At 40.6% G+C, this 12066-nt stretch carries 13 protein-coding genes and 2 pseudogenes; 3 read left to right on the top strand and 12 right to left on the bottom strand.

All coding sequences use genetic code 11. The features are described from left to right. Together IEY53_RS28690 and IEY53_RS35450 are read left to right on the top strand one after the other, a co-directional pair. Positions 1–402, top strand: a 402-nt coding sequence (locus IEY53_RS28690) for a RidA family protein (RefSeq protein ID WP_189031070.1), incomplete at its 5' end; no start/stop codon positions are given. Positions 403–407: 5 nt separating this feature from the next. Further along, positions 408–596 (top strand): annotated as a pseudogene (locus IEY53_RS35450) (NAD(P)H-dependent oxidoreductase); the annotation flags it as partial. A gap of 70 nt (positions 597–666) precedes the next feature. Here the strand turns inward: IEY53_RS35450 and IEY53_RS28695 are convergent. From IEY53_RS28695 to IEY53_RS28745, 11 genes and pseudogenes are all read right to left on the bottom strand, one after another. Further along, positions 667–843, bottom strand: a pseudogene (locus IEY53_RS28695) (winged helix-turn-helix transcriptional regulator); the annotation flags it as partial. Between the two features lie 646 nt (positions 844–1489). Continuing rightward, on the bottom strand, positions 1490–1789 hold the full coding sequence (locus IEY53_RS28700; protein WP_189031071.1) for a hypothetical protein: 300 nt from the start codon (positions 1787–1789) through the stop codon (positions 1490–1492). A 763-nt stretch (positions 1790–2552) separates the two neighbouring features. Beyond that, a complete protein-coding gene (locus IEY53_RS28705) occupies positions 2553–3305 on the bottom strand; it encodes a hypothetical protein (protein ID WP_189031072.1) in 753 nt (250 codons plus the stop codon). Between the two features lie 396 nt (positions 3306–3701). Further along, complete coding sequence (locus IEY53_RS28710; RefSeq protein WP_189031073.1) at positions 3702–3875, bottom strand: hypothetical protein; 174 nt, start codon at positions 3873–3875, stop codon at positions 3702–3704. 91 nt (positions 3876–3966) lie between these two features. Next, positions 3967–4128 (bottom strand): hypothetical protein, encoded by a 162-nt coding sequence (locus IEY53_RS28715; RefSeq protein ID WP_189031074.1) that lies wholly within the window; start codon positions 4126–4128, stop codon positions 3967–3969. A gap of 35 nt (positions 4129–4163) precedes the next feature. Beyond that, positions 4164–4448, bottom strand: coding sequence for a hypothetical protein (locus IEY53_RS28720; RefSeq protein WP_189031075.1), 285 nt, complete (start codon positions 4446–4448; stop codon positions 4164–4166). 128 nt (positions 4449–4576) lie between these two features. Then, complete coding sequence (locus IEY53_RS35790; protein WP_268240827.1) at positions 4577–4705, bottom strand: hypothetical protein; 129 nt, start codon at positions 4703–4705, stop codon at positions 4577–4579. A 97-nt stretch (positions 4706–4802) separates the two neighbouring features. Continuing rightward, positions 4803–5192, bottom strand: coding sequence for a transposase (locus IEY53_RS28725; RefSeq protein ID WP_189031076.1), 390 nt, complete (start codon positions 5190–5192; stop codon positions 4803–4805). Positions 5193–5721: 529 nt separating this feature from the next. Continuing rightward, positions 5722–6219, bottom strand: a complete 498-nt coding sequence (locus IEY53_RS28735) for a Kelch repeat-containing protein (RefSeq protein WP_189031077.1) — start codon at positions 6217–6219, stop codon at positions 5722–5724. Positions 6220–6648: 429 nt separating this feature from the next. Then, complete coding sequence (locus IEY53_RS28740; RefSeq protein ID WP_189031078.1) at positions 6649–7179, bottom strand: hypothetical protein; 531 nt, start codon at positions 7177–7179, stop codon at positions 6649–6651. A gap of 1 nt (position 7180) precedes the next feature. Beyond that, the gene (locus IEY53_RS28745) at positions 7181–10927 is read right to left on the bottom strand and encodes a toxin C-terminal domain-containing protein (RefSeq protein ID WP_189031080.1); all 3747 of its coding nucleotides are present in this window, start codon (positions 10925–10927) and stop codon (positions 7181–7183) included. A 35-nt stretch (positions 10928–10962) separates the two neighbouring features. On the opposite strand from IEY53_RS28745, the gene IEY53_RS28750 reads away from it, so the two are divergent. Beyond that, on the top strand, positions 10963–11388 hold the full coding sequence (locus IEY53_RS28750; protein WP_189031082.1) for an IS5 family transposase: 426 nt from the start codon (positions 10963–10965) through the stop codon (positions 11386–11388). Between the two features lie 397 nt (positions 11389–11785). On the opposite strand, the gene IEY53_RS35460 is transcribed toward IEY53_RS28750, so the two are convergent. After that, a complete protein-coding gene (locus tag IEY53_RS35460) occupies positions 11786–11941 on the bottom strand; it encodes an Imm53 family immunity protein (RefSeq protein ID WP_229696418.1) in 156 nt (51 codons plus the stop codon). Positions 11942–12066 lie beyond the last annotated feature (125 nt).

Genomic DNA, 12066 nt, shown 5'->3' on the forward strand with positions numbered 1-12066 from the left:
GAAGTGAAGCATGGAGCAACAACCTTATACCTCTCGGGTGCTACGGCCTATCCTCTGTATTACAGTCACCCCTCTTTTGGGTGGGTTCCAAAGTCCGAGAGAAGCGATACGGGTATGTCTCTGCCAAGCTCGATTAAAGAACAGACGCAAATTGTTCTTGAAAATCTCAAAATTGTCGTGGAAGCTGCCGGAGGTACGATCAACGATATTGTTAAGACAACCATCTTTAATAAGCGTATGGATTTGCAAAATGAAGTAAACGAAGTCTATAACGCCTTTTTCAATGGACATAGACCGGCTCGTTCTCACATCGGAGTGTCTGAACTTGTCAGTCCTGATCTTTTAATCGAGATCGAAGCGATCGCCATCTTGGAAAAAGACGGAAAGCGGTTAGAGCCGTAAAAGGCATTGAACAAATATTGGTTCCGTTTGAAACGACCTTCCGATACTGCTATGCGAATTATCGTTCGTTCTTTGCGTTTTATGGTACGGAAAACGAGCCAGGTGAAAATGTGCCCGGTACGGAAAGTGAGACGTCTGCGAGCGAATTGGAAATAAGCGCACAAGATTATTTGAATTTTGTTGACAACCTGTAAAAGGCAGCTTTATGAAGTCAAAAAGAAGATGCTTCTTTTGATTTAAACAAAAAAAGCTATGCGCCTATCACTACAGCCCCCAAAGCCGGCACATTGTTTTTCTCCCCCATTCGCACATCATATTTAGCACCTTAATGAGAGAAAGACCATGTTCAGATAATGAATATTCAACTTTTGGAGGTACTTGGGGAAACTCCATGCGTATAATAAGGCCATCTGCCTCCAACTCTTTGCGAGAAACGAAGAGGATCTCGCCCTTCTCCTTTCGTTATTCCCAATACAAAGTCTGAGAGTGGCTCACAGAAGGTCTATTATAGGTATGAAAAAAGTAAGTTATCGTCCAGTGCTGTTGCAATAAAAAAGACCACATGGAGTTTACACTCGCACGTGGTCTTTTTAGACTTTTAGGCATTATTTTAAATAATATGTGTCGACTAAGGTTCCTTCTCCTTCTAGTATATCGTCATCTTCGAGGTTCCAAGGCTCTATCGTTTTTATTGCACTCATTGGAACTAGTAACCGTGTGTCATCATGAGCTTCCCAAGGTACAATAACTAGAACATTGTTAAAGCAATAATAATCAATGTACATTCCAATTACATGTATATTATCGAGAAATGTGATCTTAGTACCTCTGTTTAGATATCCCTTCATTTGTCCAAACTTGAACATCCTACATGTAGGTTGTATCTTTAAAACGGTTTGCAAGCTTGACGCTTAATTCCGTTATATCTTCTAAATCATATTCAACATTGTAGAATGTCAAATCATATATTACAACTTCTGCTCCTTGTTCTTTAATTCGTAAGCGTCAAACAGCCCACACCTTGTTTTCAAGATGAGGGCTATACGGAGATGAATTCAATGAAGCAGAAGTGTTGGCGACTCCGGCTTCAGTTTGATAACAAATCTCTAATATATACTGCATAGGTTTCAGTTTTGGAATAAAGGTCTACTAAGTCACATTCAGTTTTTTTTATTGGATTATCCCAATCAAAATCTTTAATAATATAAATAATAAATTTGTTAACTCCAGAATACCATCCAATATCTAAGATAAAGTTGTCCGGGTATTGTACTTTAAACATATCTTCTTTTAATCCATCATCTTCAAAATCAAGTGGTTTATTAATATCGATATCAAAGTCTTCGTATGTTATTTTACCGGGATAGAAGCTTAATTTTTCGAACATCGTCTTACCATACCCCTTATTTTGTATACTTTTCATACTCTTGTGGTGTTATTGGAACTATGAACAGTACCATCCGAACTTATTTCCACCCTTATATAAGGGGTTTCTATACCATTCTTAGCTCCGATAATATCATCAAACTCATAAACCACCCATGGTTTCTACATTTGTTCCATACTTGTACTCCACTTCCCGTTGATTCCACTACATTTTCCCAAGAAACATTCTTAGAGGAAAAATACTTTCCATCATAGGGTATGAACTTGAATTTGACATCACCCATTACCTCATCTAAGACTTGAGAAGCTTTCATCTTACTAAAACCCTGCGAATGCATTAATGCAAACAATGCTAATTTTTGTTCTTTAGTTTGGGAAGCGAAGTTGTGTCCTTAATGTCAGAAAACTCTGCAATCAGTACCTCAATATCCCCCAGCTCAAATTCTAAAAAATCCAAATCACGCCGGTCTCCTGCATTTCACTGGAGGTCGACGCGTAGATTAAAGCCAGCTGTGTTAAGCTGCTCAATAGGTATGATTCTGATGTCCCTAAGGACCCTCCTTTGAGTTGAATCGTTTTTTTATCTTGACACTACCATAAACTTGAAAAGTCCAACAGAAATAGACCAATTACTCCTATTTCGATTTATCCATATAAAATAGACGTTACAAAACATAACGTCTGATATTGACTTACAAAAAGCGCTTCAAACCTTATCGTTAAAGCGCCTATATGAGAATATTTAAGGTAAACGATTATTTTATCTAAACATAAAGCCCACATTTAATAATATACCAATTTAAAGATTCCCCTGGTTCGGTTACTTGAAAATACTCTTCTACTTCTGCTGAACTACTAATTGATGGATCATCTTCAGCAATGTCTAGTTTCACCTCGTTATACTTTACCAGCAATTGCGCGGAAACTGCCTTCTCAATAGTAAGAAAGACACTATGTTTATCTAACCCTTTTTCAGAAATAGCACTGGAGAACGCTTTACCTATAAACTGCCCCGTTGGTCTTACACTTCTTTTTTTTGAGTTATGTAAATAACCACGTATGAAATTAAAGTTTTTAATATCATCATCAAAAAACTGGGAAAGTGCTTGCATACATACTAATTTATCATGAGTAAGTTGATCTTTCTTTTCTAAAAATTCATTAAGTAACGTTCCCATGATGAGACAAGCCTTGCTTGAACGCGCAAGCATTATTTTAGAAAAAGTATCAGCAATAAATTCCGCCTTAGTTTCATCATCAATATAATCAATTAATTTTTCAATTTGTGCCTCTGTTGGTGTTCCTTCAGAATTAAATCCTTTTAAAAATGATTCGAACCTTTTTTGCATTATGAGAGTCGTAGTATTCTTTACAAATCCTACAAGTTTAAATGCATCACCTAATACTTCAACTACTTCACTCTCAGTTACCCCTTTTTTTAAATCTAAGTAATGTGAAATATGCGCAGTGGCTTTTTCCCATACTTTTGTTGTATCAACTAAAGGTTTTCCATCCACAGTTGCTCCCCCTTTTATCATAATTCTTAATTTTAAGTTAATGCTTATTTTTTACTCTGACAGTGAATACGTGAACAGCACTGTTTGGTTCCAGTCCATATGCCCCATATACAGCCTCTACACTTAACTGGCTGCCTTGGTGGGTCTAATAACCGCTGTTGTTGCTTCTTCTTCAATATAATTCCGCCCAATAATGAGCGACTTCAGTTAATGTGATAATATAAATAGCAGCAAAATTACTGGATACATAATTAGTGATGTCAATTTTTCACTGTTTGTCGGAAAGGTCTCCAAAATATGAGGACGATACATCCGCCCTACTTATTTGAATCCAAAACCGTTAAATAAGTATAAAGACCAAGCAAGTATACATCAGCAACAATATAGATTATCTTCTCATTTATTGCCAAGCGCTAAAAGCATGCTCTCTATCTCAGCAGTTCCTACACCTGTGTCATTGTAAACAGGACGATTGCTCAGAATGAATGCTTCAAGTGCTTCCTTGCCCACATCTTCCAAGGTGCCGCCAGTGTCTTGTTCCTCACCTTGACTCTTATAACCGCTACTCACTCTCACCTGAGGTTTCTCCGTCTCCCTCCCTTCAGCTACTCCGTCTCCTTGCTTCTCGCCCTTATCACCATCTCTACAACCAGAGTTAGCCCTACTCCATCCGACTGTTCTTCTGACTGATCGCCTGAGTGCTCAGGATCAACGTTCTACCTTCCTCGGAATCTTCTTCAGCTACGCCACTATCGCCTTCCCGTTCAAACAACGTACCTTTGATTGAGATCTTCTTCCCGATTTTAAACGTCCACGACCACACCCGATCCGTCGGTCTTCACACAGCGGCTGGTTACCTCACGGTGATTCCATCTTCCCCTTCACCAAAGTAAATGCAGCCTGCGGCTCTCCCATGAAGACATTGATTTTCTCCCCTTGGTTACTACTGAGGAACAAGAAGTTCTCCTTCATGACCCTAAATGGAAGCAGCGGTTTAATCTCAACCTCGTATCCCCCAACCTTATTTCCCATTGCTATAGTGGCGCTAAATTTTGCATAAGTTGACCTTGCCGTCAAAATAGGAATCTCCTTGAAAGCACTCTTTAATATAGAAAGAAATAAAAATACTCCGTACTTCCTCATTAAAAAGGCTCTCCGATGTTCTTGAGTTTCCAATCTCTTTTCTTGGATGTTTTGAAGACTTACCCGAAAAAACATTGGACGAGCAGATAAGAAAAGCCCATTTGAAACAAAATAGTACCTTGACCGCATCAAATTTGAGGATAGAGAGGTTTTAATTTCCCTCTTGCTTGCTGGGTGGTAAATTGCCAATCAATCGATTTCTGAAATTGATTACGTTCGGTTTCCCATGCCGATACCTCACTTTGTAATTCGGTCATAGAGGCGATTCGGCGGTTCAGGCACTGAATCGTCAGTGCACTAAGTTCAATCTCTGCGATGTTCAGCCAACTGCCATGCTTAGGGGAGTAATGATTTCTAACCGTTTCGCGCTAAAGCCTGTTCAGGTGCAAAGGTTTCATACAAGGAAGAGATCGTGTGGGTGTTCAAGTTGTCCATGACCAGTCGAATTCTTTTCGCCTCTGGATAATCGACTTCTAGCAGTTCTTGGATCTGTAGGGCCCAGTCGGATTTAGTGCGTCTTTCCGAAGCCTGCACGTGACGCCACCCTGCCAGCGGTTCCGTGAACATAAACAGGCTGCAGCTTCCTTTACGGATATATTCGTAATCTTCTTTCTGAACTTGTCCAGGCTTCAACATTTGTGGAGGCCTCGAATGATCCAGCAATTGAACGGGTTGCTCATTCATACAAATCAGTGGAATTTCCGGGTCGTATGGAAGGGCATAGGTTTCCAGTATATCCTCCATACGAGCAACAAATTCGCTGCTGGATTTAGCGGGAATACACCACTATTTTTCAGGTGAGGCTTAAGCCTTGTTTTTGTTAAGTCGTTCGAATCGTCTCCCGTCCTACGGACTCCAAAATATTCAATTCAATCACTCGGCGAGTCAACAGACGCACCGTCCAGCGGGCATAGCCTTTAGGAGGTTCGGAGCAGGCCAGAGCGACGATGGTGCCTCGACCTCCCCAGTCACTTGAGAAGGCCGTGCAGGCTCGGTACGATCACGGTAACGCAGAGTCTCTTGAATCCCACGAGTGCAATAGTCTCTAACCGTGTTGTGTACCGTGACTTGGCTGACTCCCACGCGCCTGGCAATTTCCGCGTGAGTGGGAATCACTCCCTGGCTTTCGTCTGCAAGAAGAAGTACGAGACAACGATTTCGAATACCTTTATATGTGGAAACGCTGTGAAGGAGTTGCTCAATCCGTTGGCGTTCCTCTACTTGGAGTTAAATCTCGTATTTTTTGTTTATGTGATATCCTCCCAAATTCTTCTTATAGGGAGAGCTTAAAGATTAAATCAGAATTGGTCAAGGTACTAGTCCCGCTTCTAGCTTCATTTAAATTACTATACGTCTCCCATTTATCAAGCAAAGGATTATAGAATTCTGTTGAGTTAGTTTCTGTAGTGGGGCCTACTCCCCCAACAGCATAAATTCTATCATTTACTACACCGACTGCCGGTCCTCCTCGAGTATAGTTCATCCTTGCCCTAGTGTCCCATGTATCGTTCGCCGGATTATACACACGCAAAGTATCGTAGGAATAAATTGATCCGTTACTAAAGACTCTTCCACCTACCAAGTAAATATTATTGTTATAAGTGACTACCGTAGCTACGTGTACATTTCTATCCACTTTATTTTTCTCTGCCCAAGTATCACTAATCGGATCATATTCGTATACATTGTTATACGAAACATATCTGTCTGTGAATGACAATCCACCAAAAAGGTATATTTCCCCATTAAAACTTGCTGTAGTTTGGTCCATGAGATATTTCGACACATTTGCCTTTTTTTTATTAATATATCAGTCGCTGGATCATAAACTTCTACAATGTTACTAAAAACTCCGTTGCTGACCGTGTAATAATTACCTGTATAACCACCAAAAACGTATTTTCGATGCGTTCGGTCCATTCCTTAAGGCGTTGCTATGCTTTCGTCATCAGGCAGATCTCCTTGATTTAAGATATGCCTATGATCTCATGACTGGCCTATGGTTTACAGGTGTGCTGGGCTTGACGCTTACATATGAAACGTATCTGCTATAAATTGTAATCCTTTCATCACATTCACCGACATACTTAGTATGTCACACTAAACCAACTATACTATGACACACTCGGAATGTCTGATGCTTTTTCAAAAGAAAGAACCACATGGAGTATGTGACTCACATGTGGTATAAAATAAAGTGCTATTCTTCCTCTAAATAAGGTGATTGAAAAGGTTCAATAAACAGACCTGAATTACTTATTAACTCTAAAGAATCACTACACTCTAATCTACTTCCAATATACATGTAATAATCAAATCCAAAGTGAACAAACATACTACTACTCTGAAGTTTGCACCAAAGCTTTTCTCTTAGAATTAATTTACATAATAACTCCAATTCATTCCCAGAAACAAAATCACCATTCTTTATATTACTATAGAGTTCTATTATTTCGTCAGAATAAATGAAACGAAATCTGTCCTCCAAAAGGCCAAAATCATATTTCTCAAAGCTAGTCACTTGAAGTGAGTTTATTTTCATCTCTTTCATTATTGAAGTTATAGCCATTATATACAACGATTCAGTATGTAAATAATGTTCAATCAAAAATTCACCATCTGGATACACCTTCTCAATATCGCCTATTGAAGTCCATTCCTGTTTTGTATAAACCCCATTAATACGATTAGCTGGATTATATTTAGTAATTCTCCAAGAATAATAATACATCTTATTCTCCAATCTTAGTTAAGAGTGCATCAAAAGTACCTGACCGAGTAGATTTACTGGTTAATTCATTTATTGATTTCGCCATTTTCCATATTCCCCCATTATGTGAGTCGATATCCTGTACAATGTAATTTTTCCCATCAGAATAAACAGGTTTATTCTTAACTTTATAATTTGTTTTCGTGAAGCCAAGGTATTTAGCTAGCGCCTCTGTCTGTTTATTTGTCAACATCAAAGTCTGACCTTTTATTTGGGTTGTTAAGGGTTTGTTTTTACCCCCACCACCAGTCATACCTATAACCATGCTAAAAGCTGTATCTTTTATGGCTTGATCTTCACCATATATTTCCATTAATTGGCTCTTAGCCCATGAAGCCTGCCCATCTGTGCTTTCAGAAGATGTAGCCATCTCAAAGAGATATAACCATTGATTTCTTTGGCTTTTGCTAAGATATTGTATCGGCTTTTGTTCACCAAGATCGCTTCTAATATCCCAATAAACCTGTGATTTTTCTCCATATTTCCTGGCAATTGTAATCATTGCATCCACTTGGTTCTCAGTATAATGCCCTGAGGGATCGACATGAGTTAATGGGTTGTTCTCCACATACGTATACAAATTCAAACTCAGCGGATTATCAATCTGCCCCTCATACGTATCCTCATTTAAAAACCGCCCGATACTCGGATCATAATACCTCGCCCGCAGATAGTAAAGACCGGTCTCTTCATCATAAATCTCACCCGTGTATTTAAATGGGTTCGAGATCCCTTCCGTCTGACTGGTGATATTCCCCCACTCATCGTACGCATAGTTGTTGACGATGTTTCCACTTGTATCTACGATCTGTACCACATCACCATGACCGTTATACAGGTAATAGTAGTCTTTGCTTGTACCCTTATCTTTCTTGACCAGCACCCGATCCCCGCGCACGTAGTTGGCCTTCTGACCGTTGCTTTTCTCTTCCGTAATCACTTCGCCGTTAAAGTTGTAGTTGTACTGGGTTTGCACCCCGCTAGTCGATTTCTTGAACCGCAGACCATCTGCATAGTAGGTGAAATCCGTCTTGCTACTGCCCTTTGTTAATGAAGTTAAGGTATTCTGCAAGTCGTAGCTGTAGCTGGTGTCCTGGAACTCCGCCGGATTACTCACGCTTTGCTCCAGTGTCAACCGGTTTCCTCGTACGTCATACGTGTAGGTGTCGCGGCCGCCACCCGGATGGACCGTTGTCGTTAACCGGTTCAGGGCATCGTAAGCATACGTTGTCGTTTGGGTTGCACCATTACTTTTTGTTTCCGTGGCCGAGGTGATATTCCCATTATTGTCATACCCATACACATATTTGGAGAGTACCGTGCTGCCTTTGGTATTCGTCACGCTCTCCACCCAGTTGAGCGCTTTATTATACGTGTACCCTGTCTTCAGCACACTGCCGTTTGTCAGCGCTGGGTACGTAATCGACTGTACGGGACCATTGGCGTAGTAGCTGTATTGTACATTGGCTGCTGCTGTGCTGGTTAACGCAGATCCACCATTCACCTGCACTTTGTCTAATCGCTGTTTGTTATATTGATAATGGGTGTAAAAGTTCAGGTAACTGTCGATGACTTGTGTAATCCGCCCTAAGATATCTCTCTGGTTTAATACATTCACAATATGGAATGCACCCGCAGAGGAATGAACGGTAGAAATGTTTTGGCGCACTTGACCCAGACTGTCCATCGTCAACTGCTGTGTCGTTTGGACGACTCCATTCTCATAACGCTTCGTCGTATGTTTTCGCGGCGATCCGTCTCCATAAACGTTCTCGATCTTCAGCGTCTGCGCTGTATTATTGATGGTCCCGCTCACCGTGCTGGACTTGATCTGACCACCTTCGTCATAACTGTATCCGAACACACTGCCGTTGCGATCTGTCTTGCTCGTTAACTGCCCCAAAGCATTATAAGACAAGCTTTCACTTTGCGATGCCCCATCAAGCTTACTGGTCATTAAACCAATTTCATTATAGCTCTTGGTATTTAATGTTTGCTCCGCTCCACCTTTGGCTTGTACGGTTACTTTAGAAAGCTGACCTGTACCATCATAGGTGTAGCGTGTTCGCTGATTCAGTGCATCGTAAACTGAAATAAGCCGATTTAAAGCATCATAGCTATACGATGTGGTTACCCCAGCGTCGTTCAGATGATTCACTGGGTCAGTATAGCCTATCACGTTCCCGGTAATATCATAACGAAAGCTTTCAGATACAGGTTGGGATTGGCTTGGCCAGTCTTTGTATGTCTTCTTGGTAAGCGGCTGGCCCCATGGATCAAAAACAGTTTCCAGATAATTTAATCGTTCCTGGGTGCCAGCGGCAACCAGATAACTTTCGGACTTTCGTTGTTTCAAATTATAGTCTATTACATACACGTTGCCATAGGGATCCGTTGAACGGTTCTGTCTTCCCCACGCATCGTATCCCACCGTAATCTCATTACCGAGTGCATCCTTCTGATACACCGGGCGGCCCTGATCATCATAATGATATTGGGTGAAGACCCATTTGCCCACATTCTCATCATAACGCTCTTCCATCAACGCAAGCCCTACTCCATTATAGAGTATATTCGCATACGTTCTAACGGTATCGTTATTGGACAATTGGGTTACGGTTTTAATTGAATCCACTTTCAGGACAGGTGTACCTGCATTCACGGAATCAAAGTTACTGGAGATCATGTTGGAATAGTTATATTCCATGACTTCACTGAATGATTGTCCGTTTGAATTGGTCCTCACTGGATACGTTTCTTTTTTCAGTCGACCCGCCGCATCGTATTCATACTGAATAGTTTGCCCATTACCATCACTTTTACTTTTTAGCCTTCCGCTTCCCATATAGTAACTCATTTTAGTCTTTACAATTTGCTCGTCAGATCGTCCAATATTGAACATTTGATGCTGCTCGGTAGGATAGGCATGTCTTCCTTGCTCACCGAACAACTCTGCAGTTTTAGCAACCAATTTTCCGTTAACCGTTTTTTCAGCTGTTACTACTTTAGTCCAATTAATAAATCTATAGCTAAATACGGTTTGCTCTCCTAACGCGTTCGTTACCGTCTCTGGTCTTCCTTGGGCAGTGTAAGTGTAACGCTCGGTTAATGGTGTAGTATCTCCTTCATTTTGATACCAAGATTTTGTTGCCAATAACCGATATTTAGGTTCATATTCATAGGTTGTTGTATAGTGCTGCTTCACCGAGGGATTATTAAATTGATCACTGGTTAAAGAGTCGGTTTGGCTCTGAAGCTGCCCCCATTCGTTATAGTTAGTTTCACTGTATCGGTGATTTGCAGTGGCTTCACTGTCCTGGGGTCCATATTCCGAAAAAGTTGATCGGGTAGGCGACTGGATGAAAAGAGGATGAAAGGCGGTATTCTCCGTTACTTTCCGTTCCCCGCCCGCTTCTCGGACCTCTGTACGAAGAACTCTGCCTTCTTTATCAAATGTGTTTGTAGTGGTAAGCCCATTGCTGGCTGAACTACTTATTACTGTAGACGCAGTACTATAACGAAAGTCGTCAGGTAAATTTAGCGGAAACTCATAAGGTTTATTGCCTGTATAATCCCCTATATACGAATAGCTTACTTGCTGATATGCCTTGGATCCGGTAAAATCACTTCTCGATTTCATCCGGTATTCTAAAATATTTTCATTACTATTGAGACGACGAAGAACCGGCTCATACTCATACATCAACATAGTGCCGGTGCTAAAAAAACGTTGAAGGACACGAAGTGAATCAGCACATCGGCGTCAGTCGTGGCGGAAAGACAACCAAACTTCACACCGTCGTCGATGGATTAGGAAACCCCCTCGCTTTTCTTCTGACGGGTGGTCAAGTCTACGATTCCGTTCCAGCGATCGATTTACTTCAGAAGCTTGATATTACAGGAAGTCATATTCTTGGCGACAAAGCTTATGGCTCAGAAGCGATTCGGAATTGGATTACAGCTAAGCAGGCATCCTACACCATCCCGCCTAAAACGAATAGTCAAAACCCATGGAAAGTCGATTGGTATCGCTACAAAGAACGCCACTTAGTGGAGTGCTTTTTCAATAAAATCAAACACTTTCGCCGTGTGCCTACTCGTTACGACAAGTTAGCCAAGTCATTCCTGGCTTTTGTATACGTAGCTGCCATTTTCAAATTAACTCAATGATGAGTTTTCAGAAACGACCTAATAAATCAGAGAAATTCTTCTGAAATTCTTTTAGATCTTCTCTAATTTCTTTGTTACTTAATTCATCACTAACTGCTGTTGTTAGATACATGAAGATTAACGATAATGAATTAACGAGGGAAAACCGACTAGATACTTACCTAATCGGTAATCGTACCATGTTTTTCCCTCGAAAACTGCTTTTTGTTAAAGTCAGACAGTATAAAATGAGGACTTTGATTGAACATACTACCTAATCAAGATCCCCATTTTGATTATTGCGTAATTATTGTCTTTCTATGCTTGAAGCCCAATTTTTAAAGTAAATAAGTATCTCTTCTAGATTCGATGTTTCGCCTGCACCATGAAATATTCCATCCCTCACAATACAGTAGAATCAATCTTTATCAGTTCTCTCTTCTTCTATCGAATCAATCGGCTGATCCTCTAAATAAGTTTCCGCCCAGTTGATTTCAACAGACCGTCCGGGATTATCCACTGTATCAATTTTCACACCATATGAATGTTCCCAATCACCATTACAGTTTTTCATAGTACCAGTTCTGAATCCATTTTAATGTATTCATCATCTTTATCTCTTCTTTGGAATTTCATCTGGTCTAGCTGGTTTAACTCCCCAGGTATTGATTTACCATTAACATGAGTGTGAACACATTC

The organism is Paenibacillus albidus (assembly GCF_014644435.1).
Taxonomy (GTDB): domain Bacteria; phylum Bacillota; class Bacilli; order Paenibacillales; family Paenibacillaceae; genus Paenibacillus_AQ; species Paenibacillus_AQ albidus.

Excerpts from the sequence above, each read along its gene's own strand:
- IEY53_RS28740 (WP_189031078.1), bottom strand. The coding sequence starts at position 7,179 with ATGTATTATTATTCTTGGAGAATTACTAAATATAATCCAGCTAATCGT.
- IEY53_RS28745 (WP_189031080.1), bottom strand. The coding sequence starts at position 10,927 with ATGTTGATGTATGAGTATGAGCCGGTTCTTCGTCGTCTCAATAGTAAT.
- IEY53_RS35460 (WP_229696418.1), bottom strand. The coding sequence starts at position 11,941 with ATGAAAAACTGTAATGGTGATTGGGAACATTCATATGGTGTGAAAATT.
- IEY53_RS35790 (WP_268240827.1), bottom strand. The coding sequence starts at position 4,705 with ATGACCGAATTACAAAGTGAGGTATCGGCATGGGAAACCGAACGTAAT.
- IEY53_RS28725 (WP_189031076.1), bottom strand. The coding sequence starts at position 5,192 with ATGGAGGATATACTGGAAACCTATGCCCTTCCATACGACCCGGAAATT.
- IEY53_RS28735 (WP_189031077.1), bottom strand. The coding sequence starts at position 6,219 with ATGGACCAAACTACAGCAAGTTTTAATGGGGAAATATACCTTTTTGGT.
- IEY53_RS28720 (WP_189031075.1), bottom strand. The coding sequence starts at position 4,448 with ATGAGGAAGTACGGAGTATTTTTATTTCTTTCTATATTAAAGAGTGCT.
- IEY53_RS28700 (WP_189031071.1), bottom strand. The coding sequence starts at position 1,789 with ATGTTCGAAAAATTAAGCTTCTATCCCGGTAAAATAACATACGAAGAC.